Here is a 23,373-nt window from a genome sequence, read left to right on the forward strand (position 1 = left end):
GGGTTGCAGTCCTGTGGTGACGCTATTCGTGTCACCACGCGCTTTTAGTTTGCTTGCTGCTCGCTGCAATCTTCGAGCGCACCACGCAATAAATCGAATGCGGCCTGCCGGAATTCTTCGGCCTGGCTGCATTTCATCTTCAGGCGCAGGGTGACCGCATCACCATAGTGCGCATCGATTACGCTGACTCCCTGCTGTTCGCAATAACGGCGGAAAGTCGATTCATCGGCGAACTGCAAGGCATAGCGTCGTTCGCATATGGGCTCGACCGGGATCAGTTCCGCAGTTTTCACCGCTTCCGAGATCGCCTGTCCGTAGGCACGCGTCAAACCGCCGGCGCCCAGCTTCATGCCACCCCAGTAACGCACCACCACGGCCAGTACATTAAAGACATCCTTGTGCACCAGCACGTTGTACATCGGACGTGCGGCGGTACCAGATGGCTCGCCATCATCATCCAGGCCGGAGTCGCCATCGCACATCAATACCCAGCAAAAATGCACGGCATTTGGATGGGCCGCACGCAACTCGGCCAGTTTGACGCGCGCCTCTGCCCGCGTTGTCAGCGGGTAGAGCAGGCCGATGAAGCGGCTTTTCTTGATTTCTATTTCGGCAGTGGCCGGTGCGACAAGCTGGTACATGGTTAAGCAGGAAGCAACAGAGCAGTGATGATAAGCGACTAAGTAGCTAAGCGCCTAACCCAATAGCGGCGTGATGTTTTCAGCTGTCACCCCATATTCATGGGATGGGCGATGTTGCCCTACGGATATAACATCAAATCGTCGGGAGTCGTTAATACAGACGATTTCCTGCTGCGCCGCGGCGCGTTAGCCATTTCCCGACTCAAGAAATCCCCTTATGCATTACTGGCCAGACCGTTCCTCGCTACATCAGGCAGAGGCGGATGGCGTTCCTGCTCAATTTATCGAAAGTCGTTCATTATGAAAAATCTAAAAATCGGTCAGCGCCTGACACTGAGTTTCGGTGCCGTGGTCGCGGTACTTATTATCCTGGCAGCCATTGCCTATACCCGATTGGACAAACTGGACGCAGCGATCAGCGTAGTCAGCAATGATCGTTACCCGAAGACCGTCAATGCCCACATCATCAAGGATGCACTGAATGAAACGGCGCGCAATATGCGCAATGTTTTGCTGATGATGGATGCAAAGCAAATCAAAGGCGAGCTCGACACCATCGCGCAAGGTTCAATCACTATCAGTGCTGCGCTTGATAAGCTGGATCAGACCATCAAAAGTGAAAAAGGACGGACCTACGTCAAGGCGCTGACCGATGCACGTAGTCGCTTTACGCCGCTCAAGGACAAATTCGTCTCCCTGGTTGAGCAGGGTTTGCGCGCAGAAGCGCAGGCATTGTTGTTTGCCGAAGTACGTCCCGCACAACTGGAATACATGCTGGGGCTGGACAGACTGGTTGAGTATCAAAGCAATTTGATGCACAAAGCGGGTGAAGACGCACATGATGTTTCTGCCAGCGCGCAGCAGCTGGTCGGCATATTGTCTGTGATTGCCGTCATTATCAGCGCCTTCCTTGGCTTCCTCGCGACGCGCAGCATTACCCGCCCATTAAGCCAGGCGGTTGGCCTTGCGCGCAAAGTGGCGGACGGTGATTTGACCGGAACCATTGTTGTTACGTCTAAAGACGAAACCGGTCAGCTTCTGCAGGCATTGCAGGACATGAACAGCGGCCTGGTTCGCATCGTGACGCAAGTGCGCATGGGCACCGATACGATCGCTACCGCATCAGGCCAGATCGCCACTGGCAATCTTGATTTGTCGTCGCGTACGGAAGAGCAGGCCAGTTCGCTGGAAGAAACAGCATCGTCGATGGAAGAACTGACTTCTACGGTTAAGCAGAATGCCGACAATGCACGTCAATCCAATCAGCTGGCCATGACTGCATCGGAAGTGGCGGTACGTGGCGGTGCTGTGGTGTCGCAAGTGGTCGAGACGATGGGCTCTATCAATGATTCAGCCAACAAGATCGTTGACATTATCGGCGTGATCGATGGGATTGCATTCCAGACCAATATCCTGGCGCTGAACGCGGCAGTGGAGGCTGCGCGCGCTGGTGAGCAGGGCCGTGGTTTTGCGGTGGTGGCATCGGAAGTGCGTAACCTGGCACAGCGCTCGGCCAGTGCCGCAAAAGAGATTAAAACCCTGATCGATGATTCGGTGGAGAAGGTAAGTACCGGTTCGCGCCTGGTGAATGAAGCGGGTGTGACGATGGGCGAGGTAGTGGAAAGCGTACGACGCGTGACCGACATCATGAGCGAAATCACCGCGGCCAGCCAGGAACAGACGGATGGCATCGAGCAAATCAATCAGGCCGTGATGCAAATGGATCAGGTTACCCAGCAAAATGCCGCATTGGTAGAGGAAGCAGCTGCGGCCGCTGAATCGTTGCAAGACCAGGCAAGTAATCTGTTGCAGGTGGTCAGCGTATTCAAACTGGATGGGAATGCACTGGCATTGTCACCGGCCAGTAAGAAAGTAGTTGCGACCAGGGCGACGGCCAGCAAGCCGCTTGTACCGGCAGTCCGCACTGCGAATACTGACAAGCAAATAGTGCGTCAGCGTGCCACCGTTGCAGCGGGTGATGGTGATGAATGGGAGCAGTTTTGAAATATGTGCTTTGACGTTAATGAAAAACCAGTCCGCGGACTGGTTTTTTTTCGGCCGTCAGGGTTAGGCCCGAGCGGATATTAGTATCACCAGCGCAAGACACGCGGACCTATCAACGCGCCGATGATGCTGGGGATCAAGATGCCGACCACATACCAAAAGCCGATAAACGGTGCGGCTATTTCCGGACAATGGAATGAGTAAATCAGCGTCGCTGCGGCACCCGCCGCAAAGCCTGCGCCTGCGCCAGCCAGACGCAAGCGGGTGGGTGCCATTTGACGCATCACACGCAAAATCGCAATAAAAATAGGCGCAGACAAGATCGCAATGAGCCACGAACAATAATGCCAGGTATCGCCCCAGAACAAATCGGCGCGCTGTTCCGGCGTAGCATTGAGCAGCGACACCGCTGCCAGCAACCATATCAATACGATAGGTAAGGCGATCAGCAACGGCAGTTGCCTGGTGCGGGCGCCTGGCGTGGCCAGGTGCGTGACTGCCACCCAGCCGCATACCGCCAGCGCCAAGACGAACGCCATTTTTATCCAGAACGCCGGCAGCATGGCCAGTTCACCCATATTGGGACGCAGGCCGAGCACGGCCAGCATCAGGATGACACTGAGCAGGACGCCGCTCGAAACGACCATGGCAAATTTCTGTAACGGCACTTTTGGTGCCGCTACATCAGGCCCGCTGGCCAGCATATTAATCAAGTCATCTGTTTTCATATCTCATCCTGCAATTTGATCGCCAGCGCTTTGAGCCCGCGATGGACCGCGACCTTGACGGACGCTTCCGATATATTCAATGCGCTGGCCGTCTCGCGTACGGACCAGCCATCCAGTTTGGTATGGATGATTGCCGCACGTTGCTGCTCCGGCAGCAGCGCAAGTACTTTGCCGAGATCGCGCTGTGCTTCGCGCGCATCACTGTCGGCAGTCGAAAACAACTCATTTTCGTCATCCAGCGGATCGCTCAACTTGTCACGCTGTGCATGGCGTCGTAACCAGTCTATTAATTTGTACCTTGCGATCGCGTACATCCAGGCGGTCAACGGCGCATCGACGTCATAGGTCATGCGCTGGTTATGGATAGCCAGCAACGATTCCTGCACCAGGTCTTCCACTTCATCCGGCCAGCGGCTCAGGCGACGCCGCAGGAAGGCGCGCAAATGCTGCGCTGTTACCTGCAGGAAATCGCGATAGGCGGCCGCATCCCCGGCCAGGCCCTGAACCATCAGCGCGTGCAAGCGCAACTCGCTCAATTCATTGCGCGTTGGCTCATCTCTATTAGGTATTCGTTGCATCAGGGCTTTCGGTAACACGATATGCAAAATAAATTTCGCAAAGAATAAATTTAATTCGTTTTTCTTGTAACCAAATTCATTTTTATTGCGAACTACCTTTTACATCATCTTTGAAATGGTTGTGAGCATGAAACCGATCGCTTTCCTCATTGTCGCCTGTTCCGCGTCCGTCACTATCCCGGCCTACGCCGGAGCCAGCTGTGAAGCTAATAGTGGTGTCGCAACAGCGGCGCTGGTGGAACTTTACACCAGCGAGGGCTGCTCGAGTTGTCCGCCTGCGGATAAACAACTCAGCCAGCTAAAACAGCAAGTCGGTGCAGCGGCTGTGATCGTTCCTCTCGCGCTACATGTCAGCTACTGGGATGCAATAGGCTGGAAAGATCCCTTTGCACAAAAGGCATTTGACCAGCGCCAGAGCCAGTTACTGGCTAATCGTAAAAACCGCATCGTGTACACCCCGCAATTTTTTGTCAATGGCAACGAGCTTCGGGCCTGGCGTACCGATTTGCCGCGCACGATCAAAGATATTAATGCCAAAGCCGCGCCGCTCGGCATCAGTCTAAAAACAATGTCGACAGATGCTAACCAATTCGTCATTACCGCAGATGTAAAGCCATACGCAAAGTCCGTATCGGGTGCACTGTATGTCGCGCTCAGTGAAAGCGCTTTGGTTTCGCATGTACTGCGTGGTGAAAACAGCGGCGTCACCCTTCAGCATGACGATACGGTAAGAGCGTGGTTTGGCCCGATCCCGCTCCGGCAAGGTGGCGCTCATTTGCAACAGCGCATCACGATACCGGCTGAATGGAAGCGACAACATTTACAAGCAGTGGCATTTGTTCAGGATGACGCGAACGGCAATGTATTGCAGGCCGTCAGTACTGCGCAATGCAATCAGACCAGGGGATAGTGATGGCGACCAATACCTTGACGATACATCCGGGCTGGCTGCGTGCCACGCACTGGATTAACGCGATAGCCGTGTTCCTGCTGATTAGTAGTGGCTGGCGTATTTATAACGCATCGCCGTTCTTTGATTTCTCGTTTCCTGCTGGGCTGACACTCGGCGGCTGGCTGGGGGGCGCATTGCAATGGCATTTTTTTGCAATGTGGTTGTTGTTTGTTAACGGTGTTCTTTATCTGACGATCAATATTCTCTCAGGGCGAATGCGCAGGCAGTTTTTTCCCATCTCGCCACGCGCGTTTTTACGGGACATGGCCGCTGCGCTCAAAGGTAAGTTGGCACATGCCGATATTCGTCAGTACAACACGGTGCAGAAGTGTGCCTACCTGTTTGTAGTGGCGGACCTGGTGCTGTTGGTGCTATCAGGTCTGGTCTTGTGGAAGTCAGTGCAGTTTCCTTTGTTGCGGGAGCTGCTGGGTGGTTATGAAGCAGCGCGTCGCGTGCATTTCTTTGCCATGTCGGCGCTGTTTGGTTTTGTTGTGGTGCATTTGGTGATGGTGGCCTTGGTACCGCGCACATTGCTTGCGATGTTGCGTGGCCGCTGAAGCGGATAGGAGAAGATGATGTTGAAGAAAAAAATAATAACGACTCCTGCTGCTGGCGAGGCCATACTGGCAGATGCGATACGCAAGGTCAGCCAGCCGTCACGTCGTGCCTTTCTGCAACGCACATTGACGCTGGGCGGCCTGTCCTTGCTGACCGGCTGCTCAATCAGTGACGACAGTGCGGTAGAACAGGCGTTGACGAAAGTATCGCAATTCAATGACCGGGCACAAGCCTTGATATTTGATCCCAACCGCCTGGCTCCCACTTATCCGGATTCGATGATTACGCGGCCTTTTCCGTTCAATGCCTATTACGGCGAGGACGAAGTGCGGGAAGTCGACGGCGATGCGTGGCGTCTGGAATTGAGTGGGTTGATTGCGGATCGCCAGCCATGGAGTCTGGCGCAGTTGCGTAAATTGCCGCAGACCGATCAGGTCACGCGTCATATATGCGTCGAAGGCTGGAGTGCCATAGGCAAATGGGGCGGCGTGCCATTTTCATATTTCCTGCGTCGCGTCGGTGCAGACCTCAGCGCCAAGTATGTTGGCTTCAAGTGTGCGGATGATTATTTCACCAGCATCGATATGCCAACCGCATTGCACCCGCAGACTTTGATGGCGCTCACTTATGACGGCCAGGAGTTACCACCGCGCTATGGCTTTCCGATGAAGCTGCGCATGCCCACCAAGCTGGGTTACAAGAATCCCAAACACATACAGGCTATTTTCGTCACAAATACGTATCCCGGAGGCTATTGGGAAGATCAGGGATACAACTGGTTCGGTGGCAGCTGATGGCAGCTGCACTGAAAGCTTCACCACCGCAGTTCATTTCAACTATTTAAAGGAAATACATCATGAAAATCATCACTACTGCAGTTTTGTCCGCTTGCCTGATGCTGTCCGGTGCCGCATTTGCACAAGATGCAATGAAGAAAGACGGAATGGCGCACGATGGCATGGCAAAAGACAGCATGTCCAAGGATGCGATGAAGAAGGATCACATGGCTAAAGATGGTATGGCCAAGGACGGCATGAAGAAAGATTCGATGAAAAAAGACCACATGGGTAAAGATGCTATGAAGAAAGACGGCATGGGCAAGGATGCCATGTCCAAGGATGAAATGAAGAAGTAATCATGTCCCATGCGCTTGCCGCTTGAGGGTCAAGTGCATGAGCATGTTGCAACGGGCGCGATGGCACAGCATCACGTCCGTTTTATGCTTAGGTGGTAAGGGGTTTGTAGCGGATACGCTTAGGTTTCGCGCCTTCTTCACCCAGGCGTTTACGCTTGTCAGCTTCGTATTCCTGATAGTTGCCGTCAAAGAAGGTGACTTGCGAATTGCCTTCGAATGCCAGGATATGGGTCGCGATACGATCGAGGAACCAGCGATCATGGGAGATCACCAATACGCTGCCGGCGAATTCCAGCAAGGCGTCTTCCAGTGCACGCAGGGTTTCCACGTCCAGATCGTTGGACGGTTCATCCAGCAGCAATACGTTGCCGCCCATCAGCAGGGTTTTGGCCAGATGCAGGCGGCCGCGTTCACCACCGGACAGGTTGCCGACGATTTTTTGCTGATCACCGCCTTTGAAGTTGAAACGACCGAGGTAGGCACGCGACGGCATTTCAAAACGACCTACGGTCAGGATGTCGGCACCGCCGGTAACGTCTTCAAATACGGTCTTGCCATCATTCAGCGTATCGCGCGACTGATCGACGATAGAGACTTTGGTGGTGGTGCCGATCACGACTTCGCCGCTATCCGGTTGTTCCTTGCCAGTGATCATTTTGAACAGCGTCGATTTACCGGCACCGTTAGGGCCGATAATGCCGACGATCGCACCAGGTGGAATGCGGAAGCTCAGGTTATCGATTAGCAGGCGATCACCGAATGCCTTGGAGACATTCTTGAATTCGATCACTTCATTACCGAGGCGTTCAGCGACCGGAATGAAGATCTCCTGTGTTTCATTACGCTTTTGGTATTCGTGTTCGGACAACTCATTGAAGCGGGCCAGACGCGCTTTCGATTTGGCCTGACGGCCTTTCGGATTCTGGCGTACCCATTCCAATTCCTTGGCAATGGTTTTCTGGCGCGACGATTCGGATGCTTCTTCCTGCTTCAGGCGTTCGCCTTTTTGTTCCAGCCACGAGCTGTAGTTGCCTTTCCAAGGAATGCCATGGCCGCGATCCAGCTCCAGTATCCATTCGGCCGCATTGTCGAGGAAGTAGCGATCATGGGTAATCGCGACGACGGTGCCCGGGAAGCGTTGCAGGAATTGTTCGAGCCAGTCCACTGATTCAGCGTCCAGATGGTTGGTTGGTTCGTCGAGCAGCAGCATGTCGGGTTTGGACAGCAGCAAACGGCACAGAGCAACGCGCCGTTTTTCACCGCCGGACAGGACACCGATTTTGGCGTCCCATGGTGGCAGGCGCAATGCGTCGGCGGCCATTTCCAGTTGTTGTTCCGGATTGTCGCCAGCGGAGGTGGAGATGATGGCTTCCAGGCGTGCCTGCTCGGTAGCGAGGGCGTCGAAGTCAGCATCCGGATCGGCATAGGCAGCATATACTTCTTCCAGCTTGGCCTTGGCTTCGAACACTTCACCGAGTCCGCCTTCTACTGCCTGGCGCACGGTTTGTTCCGGATCAAGTTGTGGTTCCTGTGGCAGGTAACCGATGTTGAGGTTAGGTGCCGGGCGTGCTTCACCGATGATATCGGTATCGATGCCAGCCATGATTTTCAGCAGCGTCGATTTACCGGAGCCGTTCAGGCCCAGTACGCCGATTTTTGCGCCGGGGAAGAAGGACAGCGAGATATCTTTCAGGATCTGACGTTTTGGTGGGACGATCTTGCCCACGCGGTTCATGGTGTAGACGTAATTTGCCATTGTTATTTCTAGATGAGGTTGCTTGTCTAAGAGGTGGGTGCAAGGATAACCGATGCGGCGCGCGAGGGTAAGCCTGATAGCCGATATCGATGGATATATCGGTGACAAAAGGCTTTAAGGGGTTTTAAAACCGAAAATTTGGCGGTTTGTAAACTAGGGCTGGGCGAGATTCAACTTTAGTGCAACACTGTCTATGCATATGGTTATATTTTCTTGCATTATGGAGTCGCTTATCCTATTGTGCGACGCACCATCCTTCTAAAGAGAGCACTCTTTGGCTTCACCAGATAAAAAAAGCAGCCTCGCTGCATTGACTCTGGCCGCTGTCGGCATAGTGTACGGCGACATTGGTACCAGTCCTTTATATACGATGAAAGAAGTGTTCTCCAAGGAACACGGCCTGGCTCTCACCCCGGAAAACCTGCTCGGCGTCGTCTCGCTGATTGTCTGGGGCCTCATCGTTATCGTTTCCCTTAAATACGTCACACTAGTGCTGCGCGCGAATAATCGCGGCGAAGGCGGCATCATGGCCCTGATGGCGCTGGCACTTTCTTCCGTCACGCGCAATTCACGCTGGTACTTCCCGCTGCTGGTCATGGGTTTGTTCGGTGCCACGCTGTTCTACGGCGATAGCGTGATTACTCCCGCGATTTCCGTACTCTCAGCGATTGAAGGCCTGAGCGTCGCGACCGAAACCTTTGATCCTTATGTGGTGCCGCTGACGGTGGCCGTACTGGTTGGTTTGTATTCGTTGCAGGCACGCGGCACGGCTGGTATCGGCAAATGGTTTGGTCCCATCATGGTGATCTGGTTTGCCACACTGGCAGTGATGGGTGTGATCAACATCATTGATGCGCCGCAAATCCTGTATGCACTCAATCCTTGGCATGCATTGCACTTCCTCGACGGTAATCGTTTCCTCGCTTTCATCGCGCTCGGCGCTGTAGTGCTCGCATTCACCGGCGCGGAAGCGCTGTATGCCGATATGGGGCACTTCGGCGCCAAGCCTATACGAATGGCGTGGTTCATGGTGGCGTTCCCGGCGCTGGCTTTGAACTACCTTGGACAAGGCGCGTTGCTGCTGATGCATCCGGATGCCGTAACCAATCCGTTTTATCAGCAACTCGGTGCATGGAGTATTTATCCGCTGGTGGCCCTGTCGACGATGGCAGCCATCATTGCATCGCAGGCGACGATTTCCGGAACATTCTCCATGACCAAGCAAGCGATCGCCCTGGGCTTCCTGCCGCGCATGAAGATCGAATTCACGTCGGCCAGCCAGATCGGTCAGATTTATATTCCTGCGGTGAACTGGTTGCAAATGACGGTGGTGGTGATGGCCGTGGTCGGTTTCGGTTCGTCGTCCGACCTGGCAGCAGCATATGGTATTGCCGTGACAGCTACCATGCTGGTGACCACGATACTGACCTTCTTTGTGATCCGTTATCGCTGGAAATACAACCTTTTGCTGTGCCTGGCTTCGACCGGTTTCTTCCTGGTGATAGACCTGAGTCTGTTCTCGGCAAATATGCTCAAGCTGTTCCACGGTGGCTGGTTCCCGCTCTTGCTCGGTACGATTTTGTTTACCCTGATGCTGACCTGGAAACGCGGTCGCGAACTGGTATTCGATAATTTGCAAAAACATGCGATTCCACTCGAAGACTTCCTCGCTTCGCTGTTCATTTCGCCACCGACCCGTGTGCCTGGCACCGCGATCTTCCTGCGTGGTGAATCAGATGGCGTGCCGCACGCAATGTTGCACAACCTGTCGCATAACAAGGTGCTGCATGAGCGCGTCGTGTTCCTGACTGTACGCATGATGGAAGTGCCGTATGTGCCGACTACCGATCAGGTACGCATCCATTTGCTGGGCGATGATTGCTATCAGATGGATGTGACTTACGGCTTCAAGAACGTGCCGGATATTCCTGCGGCGCTGGAGCTGGCCAAGGATCAGGGACTGGAGTTTGAAATGATGGAGACTTCATTCTTCATCGCACGCCAGACCGTGGTGGCGAATCCGGTGCGCGGTATGGCGCTGTGGCGTGAACACATCTTCGTCGCGATGTCGCGCCATGCACGCGGTGCAGCGGATTACTATCAAATCCCATCCAACCGCGTGATTGAATTGGGTACCAAAGTAGAGATTTAAGCGTGGTAGACGGAGACAGAGAAAAGGCAACACAGCTGTGTTGCCTTTTTTTATGTGCGCTTACTTTTGTGTATCGCTGCTTGCCGGTCGGTAGCTTTGCCACACGCCATCTGCTGAATACAAGCCCAGTGCGATCCAGATTGCGGCAAAGCCGATCAGGCGCGCGCTATTGAATGGTTCGTGATATAGCCAGACGCCGACCAGTAATTGCAAGGTAGGCGTGATGTATTGCAGCAGTCCGAGGGTGGAAAGCGGAATGCGTCGTGCGGCGCTGGCAAACATCAGCAAAGGGATGGCGGTGATCGGACCTGCAGCCACCAGCAACCACTGCGAAGTAGCGGGTGCGTGGATAAAACTATTTTGCCCATTCCACGCCATCACGCTTAACGCCAGGATGGCTAGCGGGAACAGCAACAAAGTTTCCAGCGACAAGCCTTCCAGCGCACCCAGCGTAGCGGTCTTGCGCAATAAACCGTAGGTACCAAAAGTCAGGCCCAGTGTCAGGCCTATCCACGGCAAATGTCCGTTTTCCCAGGTCAGCCAGGCTACCCCGACAGCAGCAATCAATACGGCTGCCCACTGCATGCGACGCAGTCGCTCACCCAGCACCAGGAAACCGAGCAAGACATTCACCAGCGGCGTCATGAAATAACCGAGGCTGGCATCGATGATGCGGTCATGATTCACCGCCCAGATATACACAAACCAGTTGGTCGAAAGCAGCAAGGCGCTGGCGGTAAACCCTGCCAGTACTTTGGGTTGGCGCAAGACCGTGCTCAACCACGTCCACTGCCTGCGCACGGCGAGCACGATCAGCAGGAAACCGAGCGCCCACACCATGCGATGCAGCAGGATTTCGAGCGGCGCAATGTCGTGCAGGGATTTGAAATAAATCGGAAACGAGCCCCAGGCCAGATAGGCGCAGAGTGCGTACAGCATGCCGGGATTCATGATGGATAAGTCCGTAAAGTAGGGCGGAAAAGTTGCCCTGAGTAACGGAAGGATTATCCCAGTAATCGGCAAAGCGCGTTTTTGTCAGGAAAAAATGAGGGTTTGCCTGGCGACGTACGAGCAGGAAGAAAAAAGCGCACTACAGCCAGGAGGCCGTCGTGCGCGAGAGGGTACTGCAGAGAGAAATATTTTAGTCAGGCATCAGAACGTGTAGTTCGCGGCGATCCACAGACGACGTGGTTCCATCGTGCTGATGTATTGGTTGGCGAAGCTGGCAACCGGAGCTGCTGGAGTGCCGCTTGTGGTCGTGACCGGACGGTAATCAACAAAGTTTTTATTAAATACGTTATTGAGAGCCATATTGAAGGAGAGCGCTTTGTTTACCTTGTATGTGCCGCCCAGGTTCAACAATGCGTATGACTTGTAATCACCCAATAAGGCTTTGGTATTGGTAAATCTTCCGCTATCTTCACCACGGTAACGTTTGCTCTTGTACTCAGCTTGCGCCCACAGATTCAGTTGTTCCGAGAAGCGCCAATCCAGTTTCACGTTAGCTGCGTGCTTAGGTGTATTTTCCAAAGGTCGCCCAATGTTGACGCCACTTTTTTGTTCACTATTGGTATAGGTATAGTTGGCCGCTACTCTCCATACGCGAGCAAATTCCAGACTGGTTCCCAGTTCCAGACCTTTTACTGTTGCGCTGTCTACGTTAACTGGAAAACTTCCTGCGGCGCCGCCACTGGGTGGAATGTAGCCGCTGAGGTTGCTAATCGCATTCTTGAAATCTGTCTGGAATACGGTCGCATTGGCACGAAAGCCTTGGTTATTGTCGAAGTAGGTGCCGAACTCAGCGCTGACACTGCTTTCTGGCGTAAGCGCAGGATTGCCATACAACGGCGTAGTGCCCTGACCACCGATGCCGGAAATGCCATCAACTAATTGTTCCAGGTTAGGTGTGCGATATGCTTTGCTGACGCCGCCTTTCAAGGTCCATTGATCTGTTGTATTCCAGACCAGGTACACACGTGGTGTAGTGGCGCCGCCAAATGTGCTGTGGTTGTCATGGCGGACACCGACAGTCAATGCCAGATCTTTGCGTATGCGCCATTCATCTTCAGCAAAAATACCAACTTGCTTTTGATCAAAAGCACGTGTGGCAATCGCATCCGTCATCTTGGCTTCCCACCATTGCGCACCGACGGTCAGCATGTGGTTGTCCAGCGAAGTCACCAGCTTGGTATCAAAGATAGTGCTGGTTGACTCGAGTGTACGGGGTGAGCCGGCCGGTTTGCCGCCCGGCGCATTATTTGGAATGGTTCGACCTATGGTTTCAGTTTTGGTCTGGCTGATACTGGATTCCAATACGCTATTAGCCATGCGTAGTGTGTGCGCCAGAGTGACTTGATCACGATTGAATTTTTGCTGAGGCAAATAGCCGCGATAAGTGCCAGGTCGATCCAACGTACCAAGTTGACCACGGCTGTTGTCGTAGGTTTGACGGGCTCGGTCTACATCAAGCGAGATATCGTTGTTTTTGTTCGGTGTGAAAGTCAGTTTTACACCAGCGTTGTCGACCGTCGATTTAACCGGATCATTACCCAGGGTCAGGCTGTTAGGCAGTTTGCCCGGCCATTGGATATTGGAGTCATCGCGATGGAATCTGCGCGCCCGCACTTGCAGACCCAACAGATTCTCTACCAATGGGCCACTCAGATAGACACTACCAGCCTGGGAATCGCCGAATTGCGATTCGCCTTGAAAGGTAGCTTCCGCGGTGACCGTACCAGACCAGACTTTGCCGACTTTGCGCGTAATGATGTTGATCACGCCGCCCATCGCATCGGAGCCGTACAGTGTGGACATCGGTCCGCGGATGACTTCGATACGTTCGATGGCTGCCGGTGGTGGCAGGAAGGATGTGGATGTTTCGCCGAAGCCGTTAGGGGTGACTGTGCCCGCGGCATTTTGCCTGCGGCCATCAATCAGGATCAGTGTGTAGCGGCTGTTCATGCCGCGCATGCTGATATTCAAGCCACCGGTTTTGCCAGGTGCGTCGCCTACGTCTACGCCTTCAACGCCGCGCAAGGCTTCCGCGATGTTGTTGACGCGGTTGGATTCCAGTTGTTCACGTGTGATGATGGTGATGCTGGCAGGCGCTTCCTTAATGGTTTGTTCGAAACCCGAAGCACTGACCACGACTTCTGCCAGGTGCTGATCCGAGGTTTGTGCAATTGAAGAGGCCGAGACAAGCATCAATGCTGCCGCCAAAGGCCAGCTCCGGCGAACATGGCGCTCCAGTGCACTTTCGGCGCGGGAAGTGGTGGTCGTTGACGGGTCAAATGGACGTGCGCCATCCGGTGATTGCATTGCTGCCATGCTTGCTCCAAAAAAAGGGGATCCCCAACAAGGGTGTCGATGGCTGGCTAGTACACAGGGGAAATGGAGCGGGGGACGTCCTACTTCGGTGTTTGGCTGGCTGGTCTTTAACGTTTTCTTAACGTAAATTTAACGCGATATTAATGCAAACGAGAATGATTTGCAATATCGATGAAGGGACCAATGCGCTTGTTGAGAGTTTTCTTGCGAATAGTGTGGTGTATTTGATGCACGCGCGCGCAAGACTCCGACGTAGCCGGAAGATTGCTAAGAGAAAACGCAAAAAATACGGAGAAGAATGAAGATGGAGGATGCGCAGGTCAGGTCAGCCGACGCACCATAGGCTTAACCTTCGGCCGGATCGTCGAAGAAGAACTCTACCGATTCCGCCTTTTTGCCGACCTGCAGCAAGCCCTGATCCAGCAATTCGTCGTAATAGCAGACCTGGTTGCGGCCGTGGTCCTTGGCGTAGTACAACGCCTGGTCGGCGCGACCAAGGATGACGACCGGAGTTTCCTGCGAGATGCTGGCGAAGCCGATGCTGACGGTAATTTGCCCGACTTGCGGGAAGGAGTTTTGTTCGATGTTGGAACGGAAGCGTTCAAACACCATTTGCGCATCGGCCAGCGTCGCCGAGCGTAACAGCACGACAAATTCCTCGCCGCCGAAACGGAAGACGCGATCCTGTGCGCGGAAGGAGGTGCGCAGTACGTTCGCCACCAGGATCAACACTTCGTCGCCGTACAGATGACCGAACTGGTCGTTGACTCGTTTGAAATGGTCGATATCGATGACGGCCAGCCATTGCGATTTTGATTCTGCATGATGACGGCGCTCGTTGTCATCACGTGTCACCGATTCGGATGGTTTGGCATTTACCATGCGCGCGAACTTCTCGTCGAAGGTCTTGCGATTGAGCAGGCCGGTCAGCGAATCGCGTTCGCTATAGTCGAGCAGGCTTTGATAGTTGCGGTAGACGCTGAGTATGCCTTCCATCACTTGCAGCATCTGCGCTGTAAACGGCTGTGTATGCGCAATTTCCAGGCAGGTCGAGACTTTGTCGTTTTGCCAGATCGGGATCCACAACACGTGCTGGCCGTTTTCGCGGGTTTCTTCGAGGCGGGCCTTGCGTTGCGCGATGCAGGCGACCAGGCCGGGAAAAGACACGATAGGTTCGCCGGGCTGATCGGACGAGGATTGCTCTTCATCCACGGTTTTGACGGCGCCGCCGGAAATCCACACACGTGGACGCACGAACAGTTCGCCACGTGACTGGAATAATTCCATCACGCGCGCCTCGGCTACGCCGACCATGTTCAACAAGGCGGTCATGACCGAAATGTCGAGCAGATCGTGGTCGCGGTGGCCGGTGATCTCTACCAGGTGATCCAGCAGCGATCCCATCATGAGGGGTTCTGAGGTGCTCACACGTTATCCATGCAAAGACTTCGACCAGAAGATGTTGTGTGTATCCGTGTGGGCATGAGGCGTGACTTCAAGAAAAATTTTCTATCAAGAGAAGCTAATTTCAAGAGCGCAAGGGAAGCAATTAAGCTGCTTTTATTGGTTTTTATTGCTTAATTAGTTAGAACTATTCTATCTGAATAGAAAGCAACAAATCCCTGGCTTGACGCATGGAAACCATATTTTACGTTTGCTTTTTTTCCTCGCTATGACATGGGGTGTGGTCAACTGACACGCCGTTTTCGAAAAGTAACAAAATAGTTTCCATGCGGTAATTTAATCGTGTGCATATTCTGTGCCCGGCGTTTTTCTGCATGGAAAAACACTGTGTATGGACGCCGGAACGGCAAAGATGTGCGACATCACTTTTAGCTACAGCGAGGTGCGTGCAAGCAGCATACTTGGAGCAATCTTTGCGCATAATCTTTGCCCGGGATGTTCATGTTTGCACCTGCTGTCTTGCTCATCGTGCGTGCCGCAAAGAGCCGCATGTAGGTAAGCGAAATGCGGGTGCACCGCAGGAGGGCATGCGTGGTCTTGTCGCTGTGCATCTGCACCTTTCCTGTTCAATTGATTAACAGGCGTCCAAATATTTTGCATCAATTCCATAATTCGACTATTATCGAATCATGGAAACCAAAAACGCTATCACTTCCCTTGCCGCGCTCGCGCATGATTCCCGCCTTGCCGTGTTCCGTCTGCTGGTGCAGGCCGGACCTGAAGGCCTGGCCGCCAGTAAAATCAGCGAGGCGCTGGAAATCCCACCGTCCTCACTGTCTTTCCACCTGAAAGAACTGAGCCATGCAGGTTTGCTGACCGGCACCCAGGACGGTCGCTACATACATTACGCAGCCAACTACGACGCCATGAATGGCCTGATCGCCTTCCTGACCGAGAACTGCTGCGGCGGAAATCCGTGCACGCCGGTATGTACTCCGGTATGCGATGACACGAAAACAGCAACGCGCTGATTCCAACAGTTTTTCACTCACTGCAGGTTCATCAAATGTTAGACAAGACTTTTAATGTACTTTTCCTTTGTACCGGCAACTCAGCGCGCAGCATCATGGCGGAAGCCTTGCTGTCGACCATGGGGCATGGCCGCTTTCGGGTTTTTAGTGCGGGTAGCCAGCCGGGCGGCACGGTCAACCCATTTGCCGTCGAACTGGTAAAGACGACCGGCTATCCAAGCGAAAATTTGCGTAGCAAGAGCTGGGATGAATATGCGGCGGATGGCGCGCCGAAAATGGATTTCATCATTACCGTGTGCGACAACGCCGCCGGGGAAGTCTGCCCGATCTGGCCGGGACAGCCGATCTCTGCACATTGGGGTTTTGAAGATCCTGCCGCTGCGCAAGGCAGCGATGAAGAAAAACGTGCAGTCTTCCACAAGGTTTTCAAACAAATCATGGGACGGGTGAATACATTCGTCAGCCTGCCGATCGCCATGCTGGAAAAAAACGCGATTCATCACGAACTGAAAAAGATAGGCGCAAGCAGTGTCTAGTCTGCTCTTCTTGCGCAAGTGCGGGATGTGATGCTGACCGCTTTCCTCATATTTATCGCCACCATCGTTTTGGTGATCTGGCAGCCGCGCGGTTTAAAGATAGGGTGGAGCGCCAGCATAGGTGCTGCGCTGGCATTGCTCAACGGTGTAGTGCTGCCCACAGATATCGCCATCGTGTGGGGCATAGTCTGGAATGCCACCATCAGCTTCATCGCCATCATTATCATCAGTCTGTTGCTGGATGAGGCGGGCTTCTTTGCATGGGCCGCGTTGCATGTAGCGCGCTGGGGGCGCGGCAGCGGACGGCTATTGTTTGCCTATCTGGTTTTGCTGGGCGCACTGGTCGCCGCCTTGTTCGCCAACGATGGCGCTGCATTGATACTGACACCCATCGTGATCGCGATGCTGACGGCATTGCGGTTCAGCCCCGCCGCGACGCTGGCCTTCGTGATGGCAGCGGGCTTTATCGCAGACACCGCCAGCTTGCCACTGGTGGTATCCAACCTGGTGAATATCGTCTCCGCGGATTACTTCAAGATAGGTTTTGCCGAATACGCATCCATCATGCTGCCGGTGAACATGGTGGCGATTGCTGCGACGCTGGGCATGCTCCTGCTCTTCTACCGACGCGACATTCCCGCCAGCTACGATGTCGACAGCTTGCAACTTCCTCGTCAGGTGATACGGGACCCTGCCACTTTCCGCGCCGGATTCTGGGTACTGGGTTTGTTGCTGACGGGCTTTTTCGGCCTGGAACCTATGGGTGTTCCTATCAGCGCGGTGGCGAGTTCAGCCGCCATCATCCTGCTGATAGTGGCTGCGCGCGGCCACCTGATTTCGACGCGCAAGGTGCTGCAGGATGCACCATGGCAGATCGTGCTGTTTTCACTCGGCATGTATCTGGTGGTGTACGGCTTGCGTAATGCAGGCATGACCGATTACCTGGCAATGGTGCTGAATCATTTTGCTGAATACGGTGTGTGGGGTGCTGCACTGGGCACTGGTTTGCTGACGGCTTTGCTTTCTTCGGTGATGAACAATATGCCGACGGTGCTGGTCGGCGCACTGTCGATAGATGCCAGTACTGCACAAGGCGTAGTGCGTAGCGCGATGATTTACGCGAATGTCATAGGCAGCGATCTCGGTCCCAAGATCACGCCCATCGGCAGCCTGGCTACTTTACTCTGGTTACATGTGTTGGCGCGCAAAGACATCCGCATCACATGGGGCTACTACTTCCGTGTTGGCGTCATATTGACCTTGCCAATTTTGCTGATGACCCTGATTGCACTGGCATTGCGTCTGCAATGGACTTTATAAAGCACATCCATCATGAACACATTTGATGATAAAAGCCTGCCCGCGTTTGCGCTGAACCAGATCGACATCCCAACGTCGGAGAAGCTGGCGATGCCTTCACACTACACGCATGCACCGCGCATATTGCTGTTGTATGGCTCATTGCGTGAGCGTTCTTTCAGTCGCTTCCTGACCGAAGAAGCAGCGCGCATCCTGCTGCATTTCGGCGCGGAAGTGCGCATCTTTGATCCGCGCGATTTGCCGATTGCAGGCAGCGTGGCTGAATCGCATCCTAAGGTGGCGGAGTTACGCGCATTGAGTATGTGGTCCGAAGGGCAGGTGTGGTGCAGTCCGGAGCGGCATGGCACGATTACCGCCGTGATGAAAAACCAGATCGACTGGATACCGCTGGAGCATGGCGCGATGCGTCCCAGCCAGGGACGTACGCTGGCGGTGATGCAAGTCAGCGGTGGTTCGCAATCCTTTAATACCGTGAATACGATGAGGGTACTGGGACGCTGGATGCGCATGTTTACGATACCTAACCAGTCATCGGTAGCTAAAGCTTACGACGAATTCGACGCGGCAGGGCGCATGAAGCCTTCGCCATACTACGATCGCCTGTTTGATGTGATGGAAGAGCTATACAAGTTCACGTTGCTGCTGCGCGAACGTAGCGATTACCTGACAGATCGCTATAGCGAACGCAAACAACGTCACGTAGAAGAGTTGAAGTCCACCGCTCCCGCAGTAGATGTGATCTGACCTTACACATGCGGTATTGCTTAATGGCTTATAACAATACCGCTATGGGAAAACTGGCAGATCTCAAGTAGAATCATTTCCATCAAAGTTGGGCTCATCCAGTTCGCTGACTCATTTCCAAGCTGAGTCAGCCAGCTTCAGGTAACGCCAGTCCCGATACCCAACTGGATTCCTGTAGTTCCCGCGATGCATTTCGTGCACCGTATCTTTCCCGCCTACTGATTACCGCGTGCTTTGCAGTTTTGCTGCAAGGCTGCAACACGTGCGTCTGCCGTCAGTGTGCGGGCAAGAACGGATTCCAACTAACCCATCAAAAGGAGTAAAGATCATGATGATCCGTTTGTCCAAAATCGCTATGGTGCTGGCCATGGCCCTGTTCGCATCACTTGTCAGCTTTGGCAATATCACTGACTACCAAACCAACTTTGCGTTTGTGCACCGTGTGTTTCTCATGGATACCACTTTCCCCGGTAACAGTATTACTTACCGTGCGATCGAATCGCCGTTCATACAGCACGCCGGTTACATCTTCATCATCGCGCTGGAAACCGCGACTGCACTCCTGTGCTGGATAGGAGGGTTCAAATTATGGCAAGCGCTGAAGGGCGATAATGTCGCTTTCCGCCGTGCCAAGAAATACGCGATTGCCGGTTTGACGCTGGGTTTCCTGACCTGGCAAGTCGGCTTTATGTCGGTAGGTGGCGAGTGGTTTGGCATGTGGATGTCGAAGGAGTGGAACGGTGTGCCGGATGCCAGCCGTTTCTTTACGACACTGTTGCTGGTGCTGATTTATGTCGTGATGTCGAATGACGATATCGATGAATAAGGCTTGACCTTCCTACGGTGGGAAGGTCTACAGTGTAGTCAGTTGTCCCACTTAAGGAGTCTGGTCATGTATGAATTGCAAGTTGAAGAAATGAGCTGCGGTCATTGCGTAAGCAAAGTGACCAAAACAGTATTGGAAGTAGATGCGTCAGCGAAAGTAGAAGTCGATCTGGCGCAGCGCAAAGTGCGTGTGCAGTCGGATGCTGCGCTGGAAGATATCTCTGAAGCGATCAGCGATGCAGGTTATCCGGTGACTGCCAGCGCTACTGTTTAAAAAGCAGCGCAAAAAACAAAGAGCGAGTTGGCTATGCCACTCGCTCTTTTTTATCGTCTGGGGATTTAATCCTTGCTCGTCAATTCCGGCAGCTGGGTCAGTACATCGTCGCCATATGTACGCAGGACTTCGGAAATGATGACCCGATATCCGTCCAGCCAATTGGCCTGTGCTGCTTTCGCCTGTAAATGTACCGGGTGCTGGATCAGGGCTTGCAGTGAGTCCAGCGTATCCCAGTAGTAAACATTGGACGTCAGTCCGTTGCTGGCATTTTCCCAGCTTTCTTCACCCAGATAGCCGGGCATGGTCTTGGCGGCGTCCGCGATGATGCGATCGAGTCTGTGGAACTCATCATCGAACTGTTTGGTGGCGAAGATAAAAGTAGATGAATACATGGCCGCTATCGGTAGAGATACTGGGACGGCACATTCTAATCCGCAAAACTGAACGCGTATGTATGTTGTGCGCTACAGGGCAGACGCAATCAATGCGAACAACAGCCGCTGCTTTCCTCGCCATCAGCCTGCGCCAGTCCTTGCAGGATAGGGCAATCTGCACGCGCATCGCCATTGCAGGTTTGCGCCAGGTGTTGCAGGGTGTCGCGCATTTCAGTTAATTCCGCCACGCGCTTATTCAGGTCTTCCACATGGGCCAGCGCGATGGCCTTTACATCGGCGCTGGCACGATGTGCGTCATTCCACAGTGACAGCAAGTCGCGGATCTGGTCCAGTGCGAAACCCAGTTTGCGTGCACGCTTGATGAAGCGCAGCGTGTGCAAATCGTTTTCGTTATAAGTGCGGTAGCCAGCGTCGCTACGCGCACTTGGTTTGATCAGCTGGATGCTTTCATAGTGCCGGATCATCTTGGCAGTGATGCCGGATGCATGTGCTGCTTCGCCGATATTCATACTATGTCCTTTCGTTCTGGGTGTTGCTTACTTACTGTCATGCCCGGCGCTCGGATGCCAGCGGCGCAGCAGCAGTGCATTGCTGATCACGCTGACCGAGCTGAAGGCCATCGCCGCACCAGCGAGCATAGGATTGAGCAAGCCGAATGCTGCCAGTGGAATGCCGACCAGGTTGTAGATAAACGCCCAGAACAGGTTCTGGCGGATCTTGCTATAAGTGCGGCGCGAGATATCGATCGCATCTGCGACCAGTGACGGATCGCCACGCATCAGTGTGATACCCGCCGCATGCATCGCAACGTCGGTACCGGTCGCCATCGCAATGCCGACGTGAGCCGCTGCCAGCGCAGGCGCATCATTGATGCCATCGCCCACCATCGCGACGATATGGTCACCCTGTTGCAACTCGGTGATCTTGGCGGTTTTGTCGGCCGGGAGCACTTGTGCGATTACCTGCTTGATGCCGAGTGCGCTACCGACTGCATTCGCGCTGCCGTAGTTATCACCGCTCAGCAACACGGTATCTATGCCGAGTGCATTCAGGCTGGAAATTGCGCGTGGTGCGCTGTCCTTGATTTCATCGGCAAAGGCGATCAGGCCCAGCAATTCCCTGGGCTCATCTGCCAGTGCCAGCCATGAAATTGTATGGCCGGTGTTTTCCAGTTCCTGCGCGCGTTCAGTGAGCGCGCCGCCATTCAGGCCCAGCTCTTCTATCATGCGCGAGCTGCCGAGTTGCAGGCGACGACCATTGATGACGGCGGCGACACCGCGGCCGGGCAAGGCTTGTACTTCGCTGACCGGCAGCAGTTCTATATTGTCTTTGCGTGCGGATTCGATGACTGCATGTGCCAACGGATGCTCGCTGCCGTTCTGGATGGTGGCGGCCAATTGCAACAAGGTCTTGGCTGGTATGCCATTGCCTTGCATCGCCGCGACTTGCGGTTTGCCCAGGGTCAGGGTGCCGGTTTTATCGAACACGACGGTATTGACGCGATGGACTGTTTCCAGCGCTTCCGCATCCTTGATCAGGATGCCGGCTTTCGCGGCGACGCCGGTGCCAGCCATGATGGCGGTCGGAGTCGCCAGGCCGAGCGCACATGGACAGGCGATGACGAGCACGCTGACCGCATTGATGATGGCGGTTTCCATACCGGCACCGGCCAGCCACCAGCCGATCAGGGTGGCGAGTGCGATCAGCAAAACGATAGGGACGAAGATCGCACTGACTTTGTCGACCAGACGCTGGATAGGTGCTTTCGCCGATTGGGCGTTCTCTACCATGCGGATGATGCGTGACAAAGTGGTCTCGGCACCGACGGCGTCGGTACGCACCAGCAGCAAGCCATCCGCATTGATGGAAGCACCGGTTACTTTGGCGCCGACCTGTTTGACCACCGGCAGGCTTTCACCTGTAATCAGCGATTCATCGACCTGGCTATTGCCTTCGATGATGGTGCCGTCTACCGCGATGCGTTCACCGGGGCGTACCACCACGATGTCGCCGACCTTGACCGAATCGATAGCCACATCGGTATCCACACCATCGCGGCGTACGCGGGCAGATTCGGGACGCAGTTTTTGCAGCGCGCGGATGGCGGAGGCGGTTTGTTTCTTGGCACGTGCTTCCAGCCATTTGCCGAGCAGGATCAGGGTGATGACGACGACTGACGCTTCAAAGTAGAGATGCGGCATATGGTCGGGCATCGCGGTCAGCAGTAAATAGATGCTCAGACCGTAAGCAGCGCTGGTGCCCAGCGCGACCAGCAAGTCCATATTGCCGGTGCCTGCCTTGACTGCGTGCCAGCCTGCTTTATAGAAGCGCGCACCGAGCCAGAACTGCACCGGGGTTGCCAATGCCCATTGCAGCCAGCCCGGCAACATCCATTCGATACCGAAGGGTTGCAGGAACATCGGCAGTACCAGCGGGATGGCGATCAGGGCGGAGTACATGACCGGCAGCCAGTCTGGGGCCGATTTCTGTTCGCTTGCCTGTTGTGTGGTTGGTGATTTGGTCAGCGGCAGCGCTGCGCCATAGCCAGCTTTTTCTACTGCCGCGATCAGGGCTGAGTTGCTGGTGCCGCGATTGACTTTGACTTGTGCGCGGTCGGTGGCGAGGTTGATGCTGGCGTCGAGTACGCCATCAACCTTGCGCAAGGCTTTTTCGACACGGCCAGCGCAAGAGGCGCAGGTCATGCCTGTGATGTCGAGCGTGACTTCTTCCTGCGGTACTTCGTAGCCCGCTTTTTCAATTGCCTGCCGGATCATGTCGGCCTGGACTTGCGAGGTCGCCTCAACCGCGACTGAATCGGTGGCGAGATTGACACTGGTTTGTTGCACGCCGGGTATGGCATTGATGGCTTTTTCCACGCGGGATGCACAGGACGCGCAGGTCATGCCCGCCACATCAAGGGTGATGCGACGGAGATTGTTTGCAGCTGTTTGTGACTGGGCGGTCGTCATGATGGACTCACTGGTGACTGTAGATGTAAGCAGTGTCGACC

22 protein-coding genes are annotated in these 23,373 nt (G+C 54.3%); 12 read left to right on the forward strand and 10 right to left on the reverse strand.

The window, feature by feature from the left end; all coding sequences use genetic code 11:
• Nucleotides 1–44: 44 nt before the first annotated feature.
• Entirely contained in the window at nucleotides 45–641 is a 597-nt protein-coding gene (locus IXC47_RS09710; RefSeq protein ID WP_195875506.1) for an IMPACT family protein, read from the reverse strand.
• A 300-nt stretch (nucleotides 642–941) separates the two neighbouring features.
• Between IXC47_RS09710 and IXC47_RS09715 the strand changes: the two genes are divergently transcribed.
• Nucleotides 942–2,645, forward strand: coding sequence for a methyl-accepting chemotaxis protein (locus IXC47_RS09715; protein WP_195875507.1), 1,704 nt, complete (start codon nucleotides 942–944; stop codon nucleotides 2,643–2,645).
• 86 nt (nucleotides 2,646–2,731) lie between these two features.
• Here the strand turns inward: IXC47_RS09715 and IXC47_RS09720 are convergent, their stop codons facing one another.
• Entirely contained in the window at nucleotides 2,732–3,373 is a 642-nt protein-coding gene (locus IXC47_RS09720) for an NrsF family protein (RefSeq protein WP_195875508.1), read from the reverse strand.
• Nucleotides 3,370–3,951, reverse strand: coding sequence for a sigma-70 family RNA polymerase sigma factor (locus IXC47_RS09725; RefSeq protein ID WP_195875509.1), 582 nt, complete (start codon nucleotides 3,949–3,951; stop codon nucleotides 3,370–3,372). Before IXC47_RS09725 ends, IXC47_RS09720 begins: the two co-directional genes overlap by 4 nt.
• A 127-nt stretch (nucleotides 3,952–4,078) precedes the next feature.
• On the opposite strand from IXC47_RS09725, the gene IXC47_RS09730 reads away from it, so the two are divergent.
• From IXC47_RS09730 to IXC47_RS09745, 4 genes are all read left to right on the forward strand, one after another.
• Complete coding sequence (locus tag IXC47_RS09730) at nucleotides 4,079–4,861, forward strand: DUF1223 domain-containing protein (protein WP_230089483.1); 783 nt, start codon at nucleotides 4,079–4,081, stop codon at nucleotides 4,859–4,861.
• Nucleotides 4,862–4,863: 2 nt separating this feature from the next.
• The gene (locus tag IXC47_RS09735) at nucleotides 4,864–5,460 is read left to right on the forward strand and encodes a cytochrome b/b6 domain-containing protein (RefSeq protein WP_195875510.1); all 597 of its coding nucleotides are present in this window, start codon (nucleotides 4,864–4,866) and stop codon (nucleotides 5,458–5,460) included.
• 18 nt (nucleotides 5,461–5,478) lie between these two features.
• Complete coding sequence (locus IXC47_RS09740) at nucleotides 5,479–6,255, forward strand: molybdopterin-dependent oxidoreductase (protein ID WP_195875555.1); 777 nt, start codon at nucleotides 5,479–5,481, stop codon at nucleotides 6,253–6,255.
• A gap of 62 nt (nucleotides 6,256–6,317) precedes the next feature.
• Nucleotides 6,318–6,596, forward strand: a complete 279-nt coding sequence (locus IXC47_RS09745; RefSeq protein ID WP_195875511.1) for a pentapeptide MXKDX repeat protein — start codon at nucleotides 6,318–6,320, stop codon at nucleotides 6,594–6,596.
• Between the two features lie 88 nt (nucleotides 6,597–6,684).
• Here the strand turns inward: IXC47_RS09745 and ettA are convergent, their stop codons facing one another.
• On the reverse strand, nucleotides 6,685–8,352 hold the full coding sequence (ettA, locus tag IXC47_RS09750; RefSeq protein ID WP_195875512.1) for an energy-dependent translational throttle protein EttA: 1,668 nt from the start codon (nucleotides 8,350–8,352) through the stop codon (nucleotides 6,685–6,687).
• Nucleotides 8,353–8,626: 274 nt separating this feature from the next.
• On the opposite strand from ettA, the gene IXC47_RS09755 reads away from it, so the two are divergent.
• Nucleotides 8,627–10,504 carry a potassium transporter Kup gene (locus IXC47_RS09755; RefSeq protein WP_195875513.1) on the forward strand — a complete coding sequence of 626 codons (1,878 nt, stop codon included), beginning with the start codon at nucleotides 8,627–8,629 and terminating at the stop codon, nucleotides 10,502–10,504.
• A 60-nt stretch (nucleotides 10,505–10,564) separates the two neighbouring features.
• On the opposite strand, the gene rarD is transcribed toward IXC47_RS09755, so the two are convergent.
• The 3 genes from rarD to IXC47_RS09770 form a co-directional block, all read right to left on the reverse strand.
• Nucleotides 10,565–11,455 (reverse strand): EamA family transporter RarD, encoded by an 891-nt coding sequence (rarD, locus tag IXC47_RS09760; RefSeq protein ID WP_195875514.1) that lies wholly within the window; start codon nucleotides 11,453–11,455, stop codon nucleotides 10,565–10,567.
• A 201-nt stretch (nucleotides 11,456–11,656) separates the two neighbouring features.
• The gene (locus IXC47_RS09765) at nucleotides 11,657–13,831 is read right to left on the reverse strand and encodes a TonB-dependent receptor domain-containing protein (protein ID WP_195875515.1); all 2,175 of its coding nucleotides are present in this window, start codon (nucleotides 13,829–13,831) and stop codon (nucleotides 11,657–11,659) included.
• 345 nt (nucleotides 13,832–14,176) lie between these two features.
• Nucleotides 14,177–15,238, reverse strand: a complete 1,062-nt coding sequence (locus IXC47_RS09770; RefSeq protein WP_175624555.1) for a GGDEF domain-containing protein — start codon at nucleotides 15,236–15,238, stop codon at nucleotides 14,177–14,179.
• Between the two features lie 686 nt (nucleotides 15,239–15,924).
• Here IXC47_RS09770 and IXC47_RS09775 point away from each other — a divergent pair.
• From IXC47_RS09775 to IXC47_RS09800, 6 genes are all read left to right on the forward strand, one after another.
• Nucleotides 15,925–16,266 carry an ArsR/SmtB family transcription factor gene (locus IXC47_RS09775; protein WP_175624556.1) on the forward strand — a complete coding sequence of 114 codons (342 nt, stop codon included), beginning with the start codon at nucleotides 15,925–15,927 and terminating at the stop codon, nucleotides 16,264–16,266.
• Between the two features lie 35 nt (nucleotides 16,267–16,301).
• Nucleotides 16,302–16,802, forward strand: a complete 501-nt coding sequence (locus IXC47_RS09780) for an arsenate reductase ArsC (protein ID WP_175624557.1) — start codon at nucleotides 16,302–16,304, stop codon at nucleotides 16,800–16,802.
• Between the two features lie 30 nt (nucleotides 16,803–16,832).
• The gene (locus IXC47_RS09785) at nucleotides 16,833–18,122 is read left to right on the forward strand and encodes an arsenic transporter (RefSeq protein WP_195875556.1); all 1,290 of its coding nucleotides are present in this window, start codon (nucleotides 16,833–16,835) and stop codon (nucleotides 18,120–18,122) included.
• A 12-nt stretch (nucleotides 18,123–18,134) separates the two neighbouring features.
• Nucleotides 18,135–18,866: an arsenical resistance protein ArsH gene (gene arsH, locus IXC47_RS09790; protein ID WP_195875516.1), complete on the forward strand. Its 732-nt coding sequence runs from the start codon at nucleotides 18,135–18,137 to the stop codon at nucleotides 18,864–18,866.
• Between the two features lie 328 nt (nucleotides 18,867–19,194).
• Entirely contained in the window at nucleotides 19,195–19,692 is a 498-nt protein-coding gene (locus IXC47_RS09795; RefSeq protein ID WP_195875517.1) for a DUF2165 family protein, read from the forward strand.
• A 66-nt stretch (nucleotides 19,693–19,758) separates the two neighbouring features.
• A complete protein-coding gene (locus IXC47_RS09800; RefSeq protein ID WP_175624560.1) occupies nucleotides 19,759–19,965 on the forward strand; it encodes a heavy-metal-associated domain-containing protein in 207 nt (68 codons plus the stop codon).
• Between the two features lie 65 nt (nucleotides 19,966–20,030).
• On the opposite strand, the gene IXC47_RS09805 is transcribed toward IXC47_RS09800, so the two are convergent.
• The 3 genes from IXC47_RS09805 to IXC47_RS09815 form a co-directional block, all read right to left on the reverse strand.
• A complete protein-coding gene (locus tag IXC47_RS09805) occupies nucleotides 20,031–20,360 on the reverse strand; it encodes an antibiotic biosynthesis monooxygenase family protein (RefSeq protein ID WP_195875518.1) in 330 nt (109 codons plus the stop codon).
• 89 nt (nucleotides 20,361–20,449) lie between these two features.
• Nucleotides 20,450–20,872 carry a Cu(I)-responsive transcriptional regulator gene (gene cueR, locus IXC47_RS09810; RefSeq protein ID WP_175624562.1) on the reverse strand — a complete coding sequence of 141 codons (423 nt, stop codon included), beginning with the start codon at nucleotides 20,870–20,872 and terminating at the stop codon, nucleotides 20,450–20,452.
• 27 nt (nucleotides 20,873–20,899) lie between these two features.
• On the reverse strand, nucleotides 20,900–23,332 hold the full coding sequence (locus IXC47_RS09815) for a heavy metal translocating P-type ATPase (protein WP_175624563.1): 2,433 nt from the start codon (nucleotides 23,330–23,332) through the stop codon (nucleotides 20,900–20,902).
• Nucleotides 23,333–23,373 lie beyond the last annotated feature (41 nt).

Source organism: Herminiimonas contaminans, assembly GCF_015645465.1.
Taxonomy (GTDB): domain Bacteria; phylum Pseudomonadota; class Gammaproteobacteria; order Burkholderiales; family Burkholderiaceae_D; genus Oxalicibacterium; species Oxalicibacterium contaminans.